The organism is Caldicellulosiruptor bescii DSM 6725, from assembly GCF_000022325.1.
Taxonomy (GTDB): domain Bacteria; phylum Bacillota; class Thermoanaerobacteria; order Caldicellulosiruptorales; family Caldicellulosiruptoraceae; genus Caldicellulosiruptor; species Caldicellulosiruptor bescii.
On sequence record NC_012034.1, the window covers coordinates 2,854,210 to 2,873,017 of the forward strand.

At 33.8% G+C, this 18,808-nt stretch carries 16 protein-coding genes, 2 pseudogenes and 3 CRISPR repeat arrays (1 of these 21 cut by a window edge); of the genes and pseudogenes, 5 read left to right on the forward strand and 13 right to left on the reverse strand.

The window, feature by feature from the left end; translation table 11 throughout:
• Positions 1-22: 22 nt before the first annotated feature.
• The 4 genes and pseudogenes from ATHE_RS13660 to ATHE_RS13675 all read right to left on the reverse strand — a co-directional run bounded on the left by ATHE_RS13660 (position 23) and on the right by ATHE_RS13675 (position 1,939).
• Positions 23-712: pseudogene (locus ATHE_RS13660) on the reverse strand (RNA-guided endonuclease TnpB family protein).
• Complete coding sequence (gene tnpA, locus ATHE_RS13665) at positions 706-1,113, reverse strand: IS200/IS605 family transposase (protein WP_015909004.1); 408 nt, start codon at positions 1,111-1,113, stop codon at positions 706-708. The pseudogene ATHE_RS13660 and the gene tnpA overlap by 7 nt, the downstream one beginning before the upstream one ends.
• Positions 1,114-1,276: 163 nt before the next feature.
• Entirely contained in the window at positions 1,277-1,627 is a 351-nt protein-coding gene (locus ATHE_RS13670; protein ID WP_015909005.1) for a hypothetical protein, read from the reverse strand.
• A 30-nt stretch (positions 1,628-1,657) separates the two neighbouring features.
• The gene (locus ATHE_RS13675; protein WP_015909006.1) at positions 1,658-1,939 is read right to left on the reverse strand and encodes a hypothetical protein; all 282 of its coding nucleotides are present in this window, start codon (positions 1,937-1,939) and stop codon (positions 1,658-1,660) included.
• Between the two features lie 659 nt (positions 1,940-2,598).
• Positions 2,599-3,422: direct repeats of the CRISPR family, unit length 30 nt; unit sequence GTTTGTAGCCTCCCCTTTGGGGATTGAAAC.
• Positions 3,423-3,510: 88 nt separating this feature from the next.
• On the opposite strand from ATHE_RS13675, the gene ATHE_RS13685 reads away from it, so the two are divergent.
• Positions 3,511-3,747, forward strand: coding sequence for a hypothetical protein (locus ATHE_RS13685; RefSeq protein ID WP_013404392.1), 237 nt, complete (start codon positions 3,511-3,513; stop codon positions 3,745-3,747).
• Between the two features lie 392 nt (positions 3,748-4,139).
• Here the strand turns inward: ATHE_RS13685 and ATHE_RS13690 are convergent, their stop codons facing one another.
• Positions 4,140-4,982, reverse strand: a complete 843-nt coding sequence (locus ATHE_RS13690) for a hypothetical protein (protein ID WP_015909007.1) — start codon at positions 4,980-4,982, stop codon at positions 4,140-4,142.
• A 539-nt stretch (positions 4,983-5,521) separates the two neighbouring features.
• Here ATHE_RS13690 and ATHE_RS13695 point away from each other — a divergent pair.
• A complete protein-coding gene (locus ATHE_RS13695) occupies positions 5,522-6,067 on the forward strand; it encodes a hypothetical protein (RefSeq protein WP_015909008.1) in 546 nt (181 codons plus the stop codon).
• 97 nt (positions 6,068-6,164) lie between these two features.
• Here ATHE_RS13695 and ATHE_RS13700 read toward each other — a convergent pair whose 3' ends face one another.
• The 8 genes and pseudogenes from ATHE_RS13700 to ATHE_RS15415 form a co-directional block, all read right to left on the reverse strand.
• On the reverse strand, positions 6,165-6,974 hold the full coding sequence (locus ATHE_RS13700; protein ID WP_015909009.1) for an SDH family Clp fold serine proteinase: 810 nt from the start codon (positions 6,972-6,974) through the stop codon (positions 6,165-6,167).
• Between the two features lie 26 nt (positions 6,975-7,000).
• Positions 7,001-7,729, reverse strand: coding sequence for a rhomboid family intramembrane serine protease (locus ATHE_RS13705; protein WP_041727261.1), 729 nt, complete (start codon positions 7,727-7,729; stop codon positions 7,001-7,003).
• Between the two features lie 550 nt (positions 7,730-8,279).
• Positions 8,280-9,716: a CRISPR-associated CARF protein Csx1 gene (gene csx1, locus ATHE_RS13710; RefSeq protein WP_015909011.1), complete on the reverse strand. Its 1,437-nt coding sequence runs from the start codon at positions 9,714-9,716 to the stop codon at positions 8,280-8,282.
• A 45-nt stretch (positions 9,717-9,761) separates the two neighbouring features.
• Entirely contained in the window at positions 9,762-10,160 is a 399-nt protein-coding gene (gene csx20 / locus ATHE_RS13715) for a CRISPR-associated protein Csx20 (RefSeq protein WP_041727263.1), read from the reverse strand.
• 74 nt (positions 10,161-10,234) lie between these two features.
• A complete protein-coding gene (locus tag ATHE_RS13720; RefSeq protein WP_015909013.1) occupies positions 10,235-10,486 on the reverse strand; it encodes a hypothetical protein in 252 nt (83 codons plus the stop codon).
• A 69-nt stretch (positions 10,487-10,555) separates the two neighbouring features.
• Positions 10,556-10,729: a hypothetical protein gene (locus ATHE_RS15110; protein WP_231503196.1), complete on the reverse strand. Its 174-nt coding sequence runs from the start codon at positions 10,727-10,729 to the stop codon at positions 10,556-10,558.
• Positions 10,730-10,800: 71 nt separating this feature from the next.
• Entirely contained in the window at positions 10,801-11,163 is a 363-nt protein-coding gene (locus ATHE_RS15115) for a DUF1848 family protein (protein WP_231503197.1), read from the reverse strand.
• 182 nt (positions 11,164-11,345) lie between these two features.
• A pseudogene (locus ATHE_RS15415) lies at positions 11,346-11,650 on the reverse strand (DUF1848 family protein).
• Between the two features lie 398 nt (positions 11,651-12,048).
• Positions 12,049-14,376: a CRISPR direct-repeat array (repeat unit 30 nt; unit sequence ATTTGTAGCCTCCCCTTTGGGGATTGAAAC).
• 261 nt (positions 14,377-14,637) lie between these two features.
• Between ATHE_RS15415 and ATHE_RS13735 the strand changes: the two are divergent.
• From ATHE_RS13735 to ATHE_RS13745, 3 genes are all read left to right on the forward strand, one after another.
• The gene (locus ATHE_RS13735) at positions 14,638-14,937 is read left to right on the forward strand and encodes an STAS-like domain-containing protein (RefSeq protein WP_015909014.1); all 300 of its coding nucleotides are present in this window, start codon (positions 14,638-14,640) and stop codon (positions 14,935-14,937) included.
• A gap of 189 nt (positions 14,938-15,126) precedes the next feature.
• Positions 15,127-17,481 (forward strand): hypothetical protein, encoded by a 2,355-nt coding sequence (locus ATHE_RS13740; RefSeq protein WP_015909015.1) that lies wholly within the window; start codon positions 15,127-15,129, stop codon positions 17,479-17,481.
• Between the two features lie 97 nt (positions 17,482-17,578).
• Positions 17,579-18,364 carry a hypothetical protein gene (locus ATHE_RS13745; RefSeq protein ID WP_015909016.1) on the forward strand — a complete coding sequence of 262 codons (786 nt, stop codon included), beginning with the start codon at positions 17,579-17,581 and terminating at the stop codon, positions 18,362-18,364.
• 87 nt (positions 18,365-18,451) lie between these two features.
• Positions 18,452-18,808: direct repeats of the CRISPR family, unit length 31 nt; unit sequence GATTTGTAGCCTCCCCTTTGGGGATTGAAAC (it continues 3 nt past the right edge of the window).

The window sequence follows — 18,808 nt, forward strand, 5'->3', positions numbered from 1 at the left end:
GTAAATTCGGGTGGTTCCCACCCTACTTGTCGCTTATATATACAATCCCATAGTTTCTCAAGTTTTTCGCTGCATTTTCATCTCTATCATGGATTGTTCTACATTCAGCACATTTCCATACCCTATCCTTCAATTTTAACTCATTGTTGATATATCCACATCTACTACACATTTTCGAGGATGGAAATGTCCTATCTACCTATATAACTCTCCTGCCATACCAATCTGCCTTGTATCTAAGATATTATAAAAACTTTGACCATGAACTATCAAGAATGTGTTTCGATAATCTTGTTTTTGATAGTCCCTTTACGTTCAGACTTTCGACCATCATGACTTGGTTCTCGTCTATGATGGCCTTAGAAAGCTTGTGCAAAGGTTGCTGGTTGTTTGTTGTGTATGACTGCTTATATTTCTTTTTCTTAAACTTCGGCATTCTAAAATGTTTCGGGTTTTTGAAATGGTCTCTGAACGCCTTTTCCTGCTCAAGTTAAACATTTGCAAGAGCAAGACTGTCTACTTCTCTCACGAAAGGGTATTCTTTTTTATATCTTGCTGGGGTTATTCTTGGAGCCTTTCCACCCTGTCTCAGTGCTTCTAACTTTTCTTCTAACATCTTGTTCCACACAAATCTACAACAGCCAAAAGTCTTTTCAAAAACTTCTTCCTGTGCTTTATCAGGGTATATCCGATACCTATATGCTTTTAGCATTTTCTTTTCTCACCTTGACTCTCGATATATCTTCTAATTAACTCAACTGGAGCACCACCACTTGTCAGCAAACAATAACTTCTTGACCAAAAATATTCCTGCCATAGTTTTTGCTTAATTTCAGGAAATTCTTTTTTTATGAGTCTTGAAGAGGCACTTTTATAAGCATTTATAAACTTAGAAAGTGGTGTTGTAGGAGTTGCCTTGAACAAAACATGAATGTGGTCTTTATCATGATTCCACTCAACTATGGTTATGTTGTAATTGGGTTGAATGTACTCAAAAATTTCTTTTAATCTTTTTGAAATTTTCTCATCTATCACATCTCTTCTGTATTTTGTCACTAAAATCAAATGGTAGTAGAGAAGAAATACTGAATGTTTATTTGAGTCAAATTTCATAATCATCACCAGTTTTATTATATACCGAAACTGAATATTTATCAACTGCAATTCATCTCCGTTTTATAGAAGATGAAGACTTCTTGCGAAAAGTCCGTTAAAATACACTTTATTCCATTATAAAACAAAATCTCTTTAAAGGAAAGATTTACTTATAAAAAATTTACTTTAGCTCAAACAAGTTGTTTTCAATAATTATCTTTGCAAAATCAAGAGCTTTTTCCTTGAAATCATTGTAGCTGTATATTTCATCTACTAAACCAAAATTAATATGCCCGTTTTTAACATGAGCCCCTATAAAGTTAAAACCAGTGAAGGATTTTTCAAAGTTGACAGAAAACAATATCTCACCCGTTGTTTTATCTCTGCCTATAAGTCTGAAAGGATAGTTTATAAGCGGAAGGTTACATTCATTGGCTTGCAAAAATACTCCTTCAATTTGGTCAGTGATTTCAATCTCCTCAACCACTGAGGCTTGCGATAGATATTTTGCTAAATGTGGGTCTAAAATCATGTTTTTACTCCTTTCTGTTGAAATTTGACATTACAAATCATCAAGGCTTCCCATTTTTTCTTTGCTATTAGTCCACACACTGAATTCTCTTTTATAAACTGTCTTTAAAATCTCAAAACTCATAGAATAACTTTGTAAACATCTCAATTTTTCCTTTGTAATTGATGAATCTTCCAGAATACTTACAATGATCTTGTAATTTGCTTTTATCATTCTGCAAGTCTCATAAAGTTGTTTAAGGTTTTCTTCTTCTATGTCATCATAGGTTGGGAATCCAAACAATTGGGTTATCTGTGGCATTCTTTCTGCCATTTTCTATGTGGTTATCATATAAAATTTTTCTTAGCACCCATGCAGGCTTGTCATTCCCCCAGAGATTTAACATATAGTCTGGAATAATCCCGCCATGGTTCATGTGTCAGACGCCAACAAGTACAGAACAGGTAACTGTTCCCATTTTATACTCCCCTTCTTCTCTTCTATTTTTTGAGCTGGCAATTTTTTAGTTTCTGTTGTAAGTTTAATCATCTCAAAGTTTATTTTATAACTTTTTTTGGCAGTTGAAAAGTTCAAAAAATATGCGAACTTTTAATAATGATAGCAATTATTTAGTCAGTGTGCAACCTGTATAGTCATTATATTATCGTTCAAAATAAAAAGATATGTGTCAAAAATTTAATAAAACAAAATAATACTTTTACATTCATTTTGTCCTTAGATTTACTTTTATGTTTGTTTATATTCTTCTATATGGCTCCATGTGTTTAGAAAAATAAGACTTAAATTAGCTTTTGTATTTACCAATTCCTGTCGACCTGCAATCCCCCCAAAAACCCCCGGGGGTCGACAGCAAAAGACAAATTTTGGCATGTATTGACTTGTGGGCTTTTGAGGTGTATAATAGAAACAACATACTGCAGCTTGAAAACTTAACCATTTGTTCCTTGTTGCATTCTGCAAGCTATCCACGGGTTTGTAGCCTCCCCTTTGGGGATTGAAACCGATGAAGGATTGTAGGATTTTTGCAATATATAAACGTTTGTAGCCTCCCCTTTGGGGATTGAAACTATAATAGTTGCTCGCATAGGAAACTCTATACATTGTTTGTAGCCTCCCCTTTGGGGATTGAAACAAAGTTTATCTATTTCTTCTTGCGTTTTATTTGTTTGTTTGTAGCCTCCCCTTTGGGGATTGAAACAAATATTTAGCGCTTTGTCTTTAAATTGAGAATATAAGTTTGTAGCCTCCCCTTTGGGGATTGAAACGTCCCTCACAACGATGAAACAATCAAAAGAATCTATTGTTTGTAGCCTCCCCTTTGGGGATTGAAACTAAACAAATTAATGTAGCTAAATTTGTCGCCTTGTAGTTTGTAGCCTCCCCTTTGGGGATTGAAACTCCAGTGGGATGGAAAGAGATGAAATAATGTCAAAAGTTTGTAGCCTCCCCTTTGGGGATTGAAACAAAATAATCAAAGATTCTTTTACCCCACCTACACATCGTTTGTAGCCTCCCCTTTGGGGATTGAAATCAATATCGAGAATAATCTTTCTTCCTTCAGTAGTTTGTTTGTAGCCTCCCCTTTGGGGATTGAAACGATAATGAGGGATTGAAAGTTGGTGAGCTTGTGAAAGTTTGTAGCCTCCCCTTTGGGGATTGAAACTTCCTTGTATTCGCTACAGGCAAAGTGATTTTACCAGTTTGTAGCCTCCCCTTTGGGGATTGAAACTCATAATTTAATCTTCTGCGTGTTTGTCTGCGCAAAGTTTGTAGCCTCCCCTTTGGGGATTGAAACGTTATTATGAAGATTTTGACACTTTAGAGCAAGAACTTGATACAAATATACTTGACAATTTTGAACTTGATGAGGCGGCACCATTTTGATGGTATATGAAGTTACTTATAACAATTCAAGACTTGTGTTTGAAGGAAAAGAAATTAATTATTTCAAGATTTTAGAGGCTTTAGATAAGCTTAGAGATTTGCGTGACTATATTGAACTGTTTTACACTGAGTATTCTGGTCTTCCTCTTACCTCTCTTCCATATGATGTTTTACTTGATATTTTTACAAACTATCTTGACTTTATAGGTGTACAAATAAAGGTTATAGGTAGGTAAACTTTTTTATGGGTGACAAGGCAAAAATAATTGAGCTCATGAAAGCTATTAATAAAGCTAAAGGTGGAAATGTGATAGGTTTTTTGGTAAGATAGCACCAAAATCTATTCCGGTAATTCCAACTCAATCACTTATTCTGAACAAACAGCTAGGTATTGGTGGATTTCCAGGTTTGTAGCCTCCCCGTTGGGGATTGAGAGGAAGCCTTACCTTTGGTGTTTGAGGTGTGGGAAAGGTTTCCTTTGGGATTTGAGAGGTAGAAAATGAAGACTCTTCTTAAATAGTTGAAATGGATTGTATGTTAAAATTTTTTAACTTCTGGGAGAATAAAAAGATGCCAGGGATAAAGAAACAACTCCCCGGCATCTTTTATATGCAGTTTTAAATTGACATCATTCCTCTATTATATCCTCTCCTTCATCTTCTAATCCTTCTGGATACATATCCTCAGGATCTGCATAGTGGCATATGTTAAATGTTGTAACATCAACTGATGATACTGGTGAGCTAATCGGAAAAAGTGCCATTGTAAGAGAAATGCAACCTTTTTTCAAATCTTCTATTAGCATTTCGAGTCCTATTTTGTCTTTATCAAGAATAATTGTTTTAACTGGGGGAATTTCAAATTCTGATACTGAACAATCAGCGTCAAGACCAGCTTCATTATCAATTCCAGCTTGCTCAATAGCTTCTTCATAAGGATTATAATCTCTTATCTTTTCCTTTATTACTTCAATTGCTTTTTTATCTACTGTTGACATGTAGAAAATGCCACATTTTTTGCAAACCATATATGCAACATTTTCAAAATTCAGGGTGTATCCTGCCACTTTGACATTGACTCTTTTGCCCCATTCAATTTTCATCTCACTACTTCCGCATTCAGAACATATTGAAGGGGACAAAACTTTAATTAGAATGTTATCATACTTAAAGTGATCTTTCTTATCTATTTTGTCTTTTATAGTTTTTATTTTTGTATTCCAGCACTGGTCAGGATTGCAGCTTGAGTCTTTTTCTTCTTTGTTATTAGGGCAAAGTCCAACCCACCCAGGACACTTTTTTGCCTGCAAATACTCTTTTGGCCTTTTGAAATTGCCAATTTCATCTTTTAATAGTTCTCTCAAACTTGCAAATGTTCTCAAACTTTCTCCAACATAATCAATCAAAGTTTGTTCATAATAAGATTCATGAAGTTTTACCACACCATCTTCATCGATATAAAAATAACTCAACCCTATCACCACCTTGATTCTTTATATTCTAAAAAAGCCTTTAATAATTCCTAAGATAAATTTAAACATTAAATATAAAATTCCAAGCGAAATGAGTATTAGCGGCAGGAGGATTGGAGCAAGGATAATCAAGATAATGACGGCAAACACTATCCCATATTTTGCCACCTCTTAAAGTAAAACATTTTTCATCTAAGCTTTAATAACTCTATTTTTCTTACACCCTCATCACACTTTATTCCTCTTATACAGTTTACAACCAGCCACATTTTTGATCAACTCCAAAATTTATGCGAAGTTTAATGATCAAATTTATCAGGTGAGATTAAAAATTTATTTCACCATAAATTTTTGCCATAAACAACATAATCTCAAATACTTTATTCTCAGAAAATAACTGCACAACTGAGAAAATCACAGTTTTAACTCTAATCAAAAACCAACTTCGCATAAAAATTTGTCTTTTCAAAGAGAATAAAACTCAGTTAAAATAACTTTGCTGCTGCTTGCAGCAAAAAATTTAAAGGGAGATGATAAGCATGCAGCAAAAATCACTTCTTGAAAAGCTCTCATCAATAAGATTTCGCCAATACGTTTTGCAAGAAGAAGGTTTAAACTCCTGGTGGGATTTTAGAATGCCAATTGAAGATGATTACACTACACTATTTGAGCTGATCAAATCAATAAAAAGCGCAAGGCTTGTGTTCAAAGCTTTGATGGCATGCAAAAGATACTTTAGAATAATTCCTTCAAAAAAAGGTCTGTGCCTTGTCTACAGATTCTCAATTCTCTCAACAGCAAAAAATCCAGAACTTCCAGTTGACATAAATCAACCAACAGAAATAATTGAATACAACGGCATAAAATGGTTTGTTGAAGAATTTGGTTCTCTTATTGTCATCGGTGAGGTTAACATAAACAAGGTTAAAAGAATTGTCGAAAAACTTGAAGAAAACTGGAAGAAAAGATATCCAAAGATAAGAGAGAAGGAAATTAAAAAGTATATCGACATCATAAAGAATGAAAACATAGAAGAAATGAGAAGAATATGGGATGCTTTTGTAGATGTTGTAAATGGAGACTAACTATAGGCTGTCTGCAGTTTTTGCAGGCAGCCCGGTAACCATAAGGGAATATTTTATGGCAGATTCATAGTTTTGCATCTAAAGCTTTCCATATTGATTATTTCCTTGGTATCCATAAGTAGTCAACCGAAGATTTTTTTGCAACAGGCTGAGGATAAAGGCACATCAGCTGTTTTATTTCTTTGTCTATACAACAGTTTACCTTCAAGCCAAGTTCTCTTGCCTTTTCGTATGTTATTGGAAAATCATGTGTGTATTTACCCTCAACAAGCTCATTTGCTATTTTTTGAGCAACATCCTCAGAATAGTTGTCAGACAAAAGTTCCAAAACTATTTCTTTTGTTTGTCTGATAGCTTTTTTAGCAATGTCTGCTAAAATCAATGTTTTGTCGTCAATCTCATTGACAGCTTTTTGTTTTACAACCTCTAAAATTGATACAGCAGGAAATTCGCCAATCTGTGGGTCAACAGGTCCCAAAATCGCATCCTCTGACATAACTATTTCATCTGCTGCAAGTGCAATGAGTGTACAGCCTGACATTGCATAGTGCGGAACATGAACAGTAACTTTGCCTTTGTGACGTTTTATAGCTCTTGCAATCTGTGTTGCAGCTAAAACAAGTCCGCCCGGTGTGTGAAGAATTATATCAAGCGGGATTGACGGGTCTGTCATGTTGATTGCCCTTATTACTTCTTCCGAATCGTTTATGTCAATATACTTGTAAATTGGAAAGCCCAAAAAACTCATGGTTTCTTGCCTGTGAACAAGAAGTATTACCCTTGAACCTCTCTTTTTCTCTATTTTTGCAATTAACTTTTGCCTTGCTGATTCAAGCATCCTCTGTTTTAAAGCAGGTTGAAGAGAACTTGCTATTATGAAAAATATGAGTAAATCCCAAAAACTCATAACAAACACTTCCCTTTGTTAGAATTTTAATAGTACCTGTAGTAAAAAATTTCATCATCGAAAAAATTGTTGTATCTACGGTACCTCTTTTTGAAGAAATTAACTGTAAGTGCGCCAAACACAAATCCACCAATGTGAGCCCACCATGCAATCCCGCTCCCAAATACAGGTCCAAACAGTTCTAAAATCCCAGATGATACCTGCGATAAAAACCATAAACCAAGATAAAATACAGCCGGGATGTTTACAAAAAGTGGAATAAATCCAATCGGTATAAGTGTAACAATGTTTGAAAGAGGAAACATTAGAAAGTATGCACCCATCACACCTGCGATTGCACCAGATGCTCCAACAACCGCAACAAGAGAGTGTGCATTGAAAAACCAGTGAGTATAAGCTGCAGAAAACCCACTCAGAAGATAGAATATTAAAAACCTAAAATGTCCCACTCTGTCTTCAACATTGTCGCCAAAAAGCCAGAGCGACCACATGTTGGATATAAGGTGCATCCAACTTCCGTGCATAAACATTGAACATATTATTGGCCATATGGAATAGATAATTCCTGTTATAAGTCCATCAGACAAAGCCCTTGAGAATTTTTCTGGTATAAATCCATATCTGTAAACAAATTCCTGTGCTGCCTCAGGTGGAATAGAGACCTGAAATAAAAAAATAAGCACATTTACAATGATTATAAACCATGTCATAAAAGGCTTTTCCCTGCTTGGAATTGTGTCTTTAAGTGGAATCACTTTTTTCTTTCCCCTTTTTTCATAAAACTCATAATTTTTAAATACCCATTTTCATGGTCAATCTTTCTCTTCTGCTTTATTAATTTTCAATATTTTCTTCGCAACATTTTTTCAAACAAATTCATGGCTGAATTTAATAATATTTTGAATTTTTCCACATTTTCAAGGTATTCTTAATTGCCATGTGGTGATGAACCGTGCACTGTAGCATTCCTTACATATTCAAGTTCTCTCACTGTATCTGCTTCATCCTGTTCCTTATCAGTTTGTTAAATCTGACCTTTTGTTCTTAATATTTTCTATTTCTAATTTTAGTCTTTCCCTTGCTTTTTCACGTAAAACATAATTTCTTGTTTGTATCAGGATTGAAAACATATTCAGTCTGTTCATACCCTACTGTCTGATCTTTTTTTAACCGTCCTTTACCTATGACCCATATAAGAATATTTGCGATATTGTTTTTTATCACCTTAAAAACCCCTTGCATAAAAGTTAAAAAAATAATTTGTTATTTTCTATATAACTTTCAAAGTTTTTGTTGTTTTTCTCTTTACACTCTTTCTTTTAACCAGCAATCTATCGTGCTCTGTGGAAGTACTTGAATGTATCTGACATAAACTTTTTCACCGTTATATCTTACTTCTGTAATATTGCCTTCAAGCCCAGAATGTGCAAAAAAGTTTCTCTTATCAGGCTCATCATAAATAGGTTTCCCCGGGTCGACAATTTTTCTCAGCCTTGTCCATTGCTCTATTTCACCATGTTCTTGTATTTTTTCAGTGTCGTTCGAAATCTCATTTCCAAGCATTGTCCAGTTCATTGGAATACCAAATATTGTGTAAATCTGTGCAAAAGTCTGTCCAAGTTTTTCTAAATCAAACCCTGTCTGCTGGCAAAACATTGTTATATTGTATTCTTCTAAAACCTCAACAATTCCCATGTAAAAACAAAGGCTTAAAATTGCATCCAGATATGCTTTTTTATTGAGTCTTGGTGAGCTTTTGAAATCTTTTGAAAGTTGGTCTTTTGCATGATTTATTAGATTTTTAAGTTCATTTTTAATTTCATCTATTGAATGGTACGGATGGTAGTATAAATACAGCGGGACGTTGTTTTTGATTGCTGAAAATAAAATAGTAAACATCTCTATTTTTTCTTTTAAAGCTTTTCTCTTCTCGCGTATCTGCTTTTTTTGCAAAACTTTGTTGTTACCATTCTTATCATCCTGCGGTTCTTGGTAAATGTTTCGCAAAAACGAAAAGTTGTGGTCGCACGCTTCTTTTTTGCTTATCGGTGATGAGAAAAAGGCTGTATAACTTTGCGGCTGAATATGCAGCTCATAGTTTTCTGCAGTCCTTCCCGTGATTGGGTCTGAAAATGTAAGATAAATTCTGGGTTGTCTTTCTTCATGAATCCAGTGCATAAGCTTTGTTAAAACTGCAAAATGCCTTGATGCCTCAATCATTGCCGATATGTATATGTTGTGCCCGCTTGAGATATCAAGATAAATCTCATCTATATTTTCTTCCTTTTTATCATCAATATACCTTTCTATCATGTCAAACAGTATTTCAAGGACTATATCGTCATAGCTGCCATCAAGTTCCACGTTGTTTAGATATGTCCCCAGAGAATGAATTACAAGCGTATCATCTCTCAAACTTTCTAAAGGTAGTTTGTTTATTATATCAAAAGGAGATTTGAGATATTCCAAGGGGTTTTCGCAAATGCTTTTAAGCTTTTCTTTTAAATCATCATCTTCGATGTATTCTTTAATCTTCTCATTCAAAAGAATGCTGACAGGATAAATCACCACTGTTTTTACCTTATGCCCTTGCTGTTCCAAAAAATCTTTCAAAACAAAGCTGGAAAGCTCTGATTCTTTTGGAATCATTTCATCTCCGTTTTGGGATTTATTTGTAATAAAAAACTTTCTCTTTGCTGTCTTTGGATTGTCTAATCGCCCTATCTGATAGATAATCTTCATTTGAAACCCCCTTCTTTTTCAATAAAATTTTTTGCAAAAAGCTTTTTAGCTGCAAAGGATATATCTTCTGAATCTTTCATGCTTGAAGACCTTTATAAGTTCAACAGAACCGTCTGGCTTTACAATCTCTTGAGCAACTCTTTTTGTTGTTGCATAAATTGGTATAAAACCGTGCTTGAAACACCAGCTAACAAGATACACTGTTGCGCCAAAATCACCCTGAATGAGACAATAATTTTCTTCTTCCCCTCTGTTTACAAGCAAATAAGATGTGATTGGAGAAAATAAATCGCTGCTCAATTCTTTATCAGGGGGAATATTGCTCCACAAATCTTGCAGGTGTTGAGGAAGAGAAATTATCTGAGTTATTTTTAACACTTCTTTTGCTTCTTTTTCTTGTTCTTCTGTAAGAACATGATTAAAAATCAAAAACAGCTTCCTCAATTATGTCACTCCCTAAACTTTTAGTTTAATTTAATATTATTTCAAACAAGAGAACTTGCCACAAATTCTATTTTCTATAAGGGGCGAAGAGGTCGATTTTTGCAAAATTCGCAGCTGTCATCCTCACATTTTGGCTCAAGCCAAATGTTGCATCTTTCGCAATAATAAGCATCATACTGATAGTTATACAAAGATTCAGACAAACAAAAAGGACATAATTTGGTAACAGAGCCCATCTCAATCTGACTGATATCCACATCGCTGCCTATCATTCTTTTCTGTTCTTCTAAAAATTTTTTAAACATCATTTCAACTTTTTTCTCCATTTCGTTATCTTCCTCATCTATTTTAATACTTAAAAGTATAAATATTATACTTTTTAGTATACCAAAGTTTCATTTGTGGTAACAAGATGTTGTATAATTTTTAATATACTCCAAAACCTTTTTCTCAAGCCAGCCGTTAAATCTTTCAGGCAGACTTTCATTACTATCGTCAAACCAAAGCTGTCTATACCATTTAATGCTGTTCAATTTCACATCTTGAACAGCTTCTTTATTCAGTTTCAAAGAATCATCTTTTACCTTTATTCTTATCTCATCTTTTTCAATGTCAAGAAAACTGCATAAAAGAGGTGATTTTACATCATATTTTTGTATGTTTTAACAATAGAATTTCTGCCATGATTTGCATAACAGTAGATGCAAAAATGTCTGCATGTGTTGAACATTCCTACATCAACACTCTGAACACAGCCACATTCCTTCCTTTTATTTTTATCTTTTTTGTATTTTATATTATTTCTAAATCCTTTTTCTCTTTTTAGTTCATTTATAAGATCTCCATCCACACATTGAGCCTTCTTCAATCCCAGTTCTTCAACTGGCAGCTCTTCTGCGCATATCTCAATGCTCAAGCTATATTCTTTCCCCATTTTGACTATTTCACTAAAGACATTGTAAAGCTCCTCTGCCGAAAGGTCTTTTGCATTTACTTTATTCAACTTATCCGCCAACTTGCATTAAAATTCAACATAGCTAATTATACACTTATGGGTAAAAGATGAAAGTTTTTCATAAAGCTCTTCAAATTTTTCTTTATGGTAACTGAGAGCATTTTATCATTTATAATAATTGGGTTATTTCTCCAGATAACTCTCTTTTTTCCCTATCATATTTGAAAGCTCTATAAAAATTTTGATACCTCATCTTTTGAAGGAATTCCCGGTTCTATATCCTTTCCATAAGACGTAACTGTAAATAGAAAGTAATATGTATACTCATCCAAGTACCTTAGCTTGTTCAAAAAATTTTTGGATTTTTTGTCCAGAATACTATTGCATCAACATCTTCAGGAAAAAGAGATACTGCAAAAACTTGAGTGGATCTCATTGGATTTTTATACATTGAAAATCCTTCTTTTATTCTGTTTATAAACCAATCACCATAAAATGCTGGAATATCTGTTCTTCTGCTTGCACTAATAATCATCTTACTGTAAACTTCCTTCTTTGATATAGGATATTCAAAAAGATTTGAAAAACATTGCTTTTATATTTTTATTTTACCATATATTTGCTCAGGACAGTATAAAATTATTTCATCAAATATTGCTATTTATTTTGATTTTTCTATATTATGTTATTAATGTTTATACATTAATTGCCATATAATGTTTTGTGCTTTGCTAATAAAGAGAATTTTAGATTTTGTATTTACCAATTGCTGTCGACCTGCAATCCCCCCAAAAACCCCCGGGGGTCGACAGCAAAAGACAAATTTTGGCATGTATTGACTTGTGGGCTTTTGAGGTGTATAATAGAAATAACATACTGCAGCTTGAAAACTTAACCATTTGTTCCTTATGAGATTTCTCAAATTATCTACGTATTTGTAGCCTCCCCTTTGGGGATTGAAACACATAAAAAACGTGCGATTTCCTTTTTGCCTGTTTCATTTGTAGCCTCCCCTTTGGGGATTGAAACTATTTCTTAATATACATTTTACTGCAAAATAACTTATTTGTAGCCTCCCCTTTGGGGATTGAAACCTAATTTAAACCTCCCCACTTTATGGCGTATGTCGTATTTGTAGCCTCCCCTTTGGGGATTGAAACGTACTAAACCAAGAGAAACCTTTATTTTATAATCAAATTTGTAGCCTCCCCTTTGGGGATTGAAACTCTTAATGAGCAAATCATAGCTAACCTTATGATTTAATTTGTAGCCTCCCCTTTGGGGATTGAAACATTCTTCTTTCTTTTGTTTTTCATAGTTTTCCTGAATTTGTAGCCTCCCCTTTGGGGATTGAAACATTCTTCTTTCTTTTGTTTTTCATAGTTTTCCTGAATTTGTAGCCTCCCCTTTGGGGATTGAAACATTCTTCTTTCTTTTGTTTTTCATAGTTTTCCTGAATTTGTAGCCTCCCCTTTGGGGATTGAAACACAAAATTTACAGCTATGCTCAAGAAATGATGAGCATTTGTAGCCTCCCCTTTGGGGATTGAAACCCATTAACATGGAGATATGCTTCCTTCTGTGCAAGATTTGTAGCCTCCCCTTTGGGGATTGAAACTAGATAAACAGTTTTATTCACAAATGGGGTATGATTTGTAGCCTCCCCTTTGGGGATTGAAACTGGTTTGACACGTGTAAGGTTTTCATGGGTGCCGATTTGTAGCCTCCCCTTTGGGGATTGAAACAAGTATTTTTTTCTTATTACAAACGGAATAAGCGTTATTTGTAGCCTCCCCTTTGGGGATTGAAACAATCAGCTCCTTCTTGAGCATCATACATCACCAAAAATTTGTAGCCTCCCCTTTGGGGATTGAAACCTCTTCCTGAAAGCCCAGTTAGCTTGCTCAAGATTTGATTTGTAGCCTCCCCTTTGGGGATTGAAACCTCTAAATTGTCCACGCAAAACATCTATTTCCTCGCATTTGTAGCCTCCCCTTTGGGGATTGAAACAAATTTATATAAAAATATTTTCTGCACATTTTTATTTGTAGCCTCCCCTTTGGGGATTGAAACTCGACCACTACCCAGCGAGAGTTTTTTGGAACAGCCAATTTGTAGCCTCCCCTTTGGGGATTGAAACTAAAGCTCTACATAGGCAGTGATAACAAGCAATATTTATTTGTAGCCTCCCCTTTGGGGATTGAAACACAGTATCGGGGCTGCGGCGCAAGGCTGCAGCGTTCATTTGTAGCCTCCCCTTTGGGGATTGAAACTTTTGTATGTCATGCTGTCTTCCCTTCTTCCTTAGAATTTGTAGCCTCCCCTTTGGGGATTGAAACCCGCATGATTGGCAGTGGATAGCAGAGCTTGACGAATTTGTAGCCTCCCCTTTGGGGATTGAAACACAGCTTTTGCCAAATCACGATAAGTAAGTTGTCTTGATTTGTAGCCTCCCCTTTGGGGATTGAAACAAACTCTCAGCCTCTTTACACAAGTTATATAGCCTTATTTGTAGCCTCCCCTTTGGGGATTGAAACTCATATAAATACCCCCCTATCTTATTTCTTATCTTGATTTGTAGCCTCCCCTTTGGGGATTGAAACAAGTATTTTTTTCTTATTACAAACGGAATAAGCGTTATTTGTAGCCTCCCCTTTGGGGATTGAAACAAGAGAGTTTAAGACTTGCAAATTCGAGGAGTGGTAATTTGTAGCCTCCCCTTTGGGGATTGAAACAAGAGAGTTTAAGACTTGCAAATTCGAGGAGTGGTAATTTGTAGCCTCCCCTTTGGGGATTGAAACTGGAGGGAAGAGTGATGGTTTATCAAATCAAAATTGAATTTGTAGCCTCCCCTTTGGGGATTGAAACATTAACGCATCGTCGCTATTCAGTTTGTCCTCTCTTATTTGTAGCCTCCCCTTTGGGGATTGAAACTCAGCTTCTTTTTCAACTTTTATGTTGCTTTTACTTAATTTGTAGCCTCCCCTTTGGGGATTGAAACAGACTTTTTAAAACTGTTAATTATTTTTTACCTATTATTTGTAGCCTCCCCTTTGGGGATTGAAACATGTGATAGCAAGGAATATACGATTTAAAAGAGGTGATTTGTAGCCTCCCCTTTGGGGATTGAAACTTGTGTTCTGGGTCATATAATCCATATTTTGCAGCATTTGTAGCCTCCCCTTTGGGGATTGAAACTTGCTTTCGTTTTCTCGCTCACAGTATTCAATTGGTTTGTAGCCTCCCCTTTGGGGATTGAAACCCTCGATGTTTTTTCGTTTTATTTTGATCTAATTCTGTGCAAAATTCGGGTATAATTCGATTGGCTGTTGGTTTTGAGGTTTGGGTTTTGTAAGAAGTTTCCATTTGTAGATGTTTGACTTAAGTAGGAAGTTGTTTAGAGATTGGTTTAAAAATTGAGATACTTTAGAGTGTTTACTTAATTTTACCGGTATTTTGGAAATATAGTGGAAAGGTATGTTTGAAAATTTATAAGAAATTAGTGACAATGGGGTGGAAAATTATGATAAAACTTAATGAGTATGGGAATATTATTTGTTCAAGGGAAAATGGAGAAGTAGTAAGAGAAAAAATATTAAAGGAAATAAAAAATGGTAATATAGTTGTAATTAATTTTGAAGGTGTTGAAATGATTAATCATTCTTTTGCAGATGAAGCATTTGGGAAATTACTTTATGATTTATCAGAAGATGTCCTTAGAAATCAAATAAAATTTGTTAATGCTAATGATGACATAAAAGGGATGATAAAAATGGCTCTTATGGAAAGACATAAACTTATTTTACTGGAAATGCAGAATTAAAGTTTGTAATATATAAGATTTATTTTTGTATACTGCATGAGGGATTTGTTTTGGTAGTATATACCAAAGAATGGAAGTTTGTATTTATAAAAAATTAAAAATGTATATATCAGATTAACTTGCAGTTGAAATTAATATAACTATGAAAATTTAATTAAAATCTATTTTTATAGAAGGAGGCGTATTAACATGATAAAGGTTAAATTTAGTAGAAAAATGATTATAGCATTGATAATTGTAGTGGCATTTATTTTAGTAACAATATTTGGTGCTGTGTTTTATGATAGAATTCCAAAAAGGGATATTAAGCAAAATATAAATATGGGTACTACAGATAACAATTTAAAATCTGAGAAATCCACTATTACAACAGATAAATTGTTCAACTGGATGAACATATTTAAAGCATATGCAGATAATACAAACAGTGACAGCGATGGCAATATAGATAATGAGATAGTTAATGACGCACCATATTTAGTTCCAGTATGGCAGCCAGGGGAGATTAACCCAGTAATATACCAGAAGAATGGAAAATTGTATAGGTTAAATGATGTTTCTCCAGAAACTTTAGCTAAGTATTGCAGGATATTGTATGAGTTAGAGGTAAAAGATGTAAAAGAAAAGTATGTTGTTGAGGGTAATGACAGAGTAGGATGGGGATTGCTTTATAAAAGAATAGGACAGCCATTTTATAAAGCAAGTTGGGATTCAGGCGAAGATTATTATCCTCAAGTGTCTTTTATGGAGAGAATGGTAGCATCGTGGTATAATTATTATTATAATTGGTTTTCAGCAATTACACCTATTAAGCTTAATCGTAACACGTTAAATACAACTTATATGTATGACAATCAATATATAAGCAAAAATAGAAGAGAATTTTATATGAATTGCGATTTGGTTTTGGAGTTAGAGCCAGATTTAAATGGAGCAAAAGATAGATTCCCTGATTATTTACAGCTATCGGAAATAGGATCACATAGTGGAAGCAATGTTAAGGCTGAATTAATAAATTGGGAGTATTTTGACATGATAAGAGCATACACTTATCTTTCTGTAAGATTTCTTAAGGATTTTGATACAAAAGTTTATAATAAATTGGCTTCTATAATTAAAAAATATAAAATGTCGCTGGGTAAAGATGCATTTGTGTCTGTAAAAATGTCAAGTAAGCCTCTCAAGTATGGAAAATATTATTCTGGACAGCGATTCACAATAAGTTTAAAGTTTATGTATATTAAACCTACGCTTGATATAAAACCAGTTAAAACAAAAGTACCAAAAATAGGTAAAAATCAGTTAGCATATGTAATCCAGCTTGACCCATATACAATTTCATTTGAAAAAGTATACAATATAACAGAACTATATTCTGAGCAAGATTTGAGACCATTACTAACTGAGTTAGGTAAAATTTATAAAGCAATAGGAAGCGGCAAGATAAGCGCAAAAGGGTATTTTGAATTTTTAAAGAAAGCAAAGCTAACAAGTGGGAAGTCTAATGAATATTTTAAAAATGCATCCAAGTTAGGAGACACCTATTTAAATTTAGGCAAATCAAAGCAGCCATTATATGTAGTTACAACATCAACTTCGACATTCAGGGCAGCTTGTTTAAACTATAAGAGAAAGTATATTGTAGATATATTCTACGATATTTTAAGCAAGATGGACTATTTAGATGATTTTAAGTCTGCATGGAATTTAGGAGCTAAATATGCTAGTGCAGTTTATAATACACCAGACCAAAAAACATTGGATCCAGTAAATTTATTTGATTTTGAAACATCACAGGATCTTTATCCAGTATTTGTAGCAGGAAAAGTGCCTATAGGGAAGGTAGGATTTACAGGATACAATCTTGAGGATCGAGTAGGTAAGCCTATAGGAAAAGATTGTTTCTATGCACCAGAATACTATACATTAATAGAAGCAATGAATAAAAAGATTGCTAACAAGTCAATATTAAGCAAATATTATAATATAGAATATTTTGCAATACCGATTTCTGTTGAAGCAAATTCCACAAAAGATTATAAGAATTTAGTACCAGCAGCAATGCCACATTTATACAATGTAATGGTTATTTCTAGCAGATATCCAGAGCTTGATAATAATGGTAAGCCGTTTAAGTATAGATCACAAAAAAATGGTGTTATAGGTGAGACATTGCCAATAATTTTTAGATTTTTCCCAGAGTTTGTAAACAAAGACAAAACAACATACCCATATTTTGCAGTAGAGTCTATAATATTCGAAGGAGTAAAATTTAATAATAAACCAACAATACCACTATCAGATGGTAAGATAGCAAAAGATTGGGCAGAGATACCATTGAGATGGTGGTGGTCTAATCTGGCAGTTAAGTCAGATATAGAGCAAGGTAAGGATTTAGAAACTATTGGTATACACTTTGGTCCATCTTATAATTATACAAAAAATGATATAGAAATAGCAAAGAAGTATGCAATCACACAAGATGTAATTTTAAAGAAAGCCAAATATTTCGGTTCAATTTTAGGCAGTGCATTTGAGAAATAATATAACACACAGGGTTACTAATATTAGTAACCCTGTGTGTCCATGTTTATATACTTAGCATAAGCAACTAATATTAAATTTGGAGGTGTATAGTTGGATGAGTCAAATTTTAGGGATTAATTTTAGGGAAAAGATAAAAGTTATTGTGAGATTTGTTGTGTTAGTGATTATGATGATTACTATTTTTAGTTTATTTAAACCTTATGCAGTTAAAGCAGAGGAAAATAACAACAGAGTATCATTTATATACGAGCCATTGATCAATATAGAAGATAAGCTTTATAAGATAAAACATGGTTTGTATAGTTTAAATATAATGGGATTGGTTGATTTGTTAGAAAGAAAAGGTTATACAAGTGATTTGATACAACCAGTAATATCGAATGAGTCTAATAGTAATAATTTTATATATTTAATAGCAGAGAAATTTTTTACTAAAGGTATTCCTTTTTTAAATATTTTACAACCAAGTGGCAATTTTTTCATTCAATCTAAATTAAACGAAACAAAGGTATATAGTGGTTTAGATTTAACCAGAGAGCAAATAAACACAGGTTTAAAAGATGTTGCTGTTAAATTAAAAGATGCTACAGCGATAAAATTTCCATTTTTAGAATTGGCAAAAAACGATGTAAAACTTCCAGATGGAATAGTACCAGACGCAACAGTAAGTATAGAGAGAATTTTAAAAGAAATAATAGAAGGTAGAGGTAATATAGAGAATAATTTTGTATACAAATTAAACTTAAATTCTTATGTATTTGACTGGCCATGGTTTAAAGTAATAGACAGCGATGGCAGATTAGTAAATGCAACAACAGCAAGAGATCATGAAAAGATGTTATATTATGCACAAGAAGCGTTTAATCCAAATTCTAGATAAAGAATGTTCATGATTTATAGATTTGATAAGAATGGAAATTTAAATTTACTTGATAGTTATGATAAGGTTGCTTCAAATGTTTTATTTAGTTTGTAGCCTCCCCTTTGGGGATTGAAACATTTCTTTACCGTCTTCAGAAGTGTAAACTACCTCAATTTGTAGCCTCCCCTTTGGGGATTGAAACATTTCTTTACCGTCTTCAGAAGTGTAAACTACCTCAATTTGTAGCCTCCCCTTTGGGGATTGAAACTTTGCAACCTCTCTTGTCAAAAATACCTGACCGAGATTTGTAGCCTCCCCTTTGGGGATTGAAACTCCCTCTGAACAAAAACATCAATATAAAAACCATCGATTTGTAGCCTCCCCTTTGGGGATTGAAACAGCAGTTGCTAAAAATAGCAAATAAGCGCAATGAAAATTTGTAGCCTCCCCTTTGGGGATTGA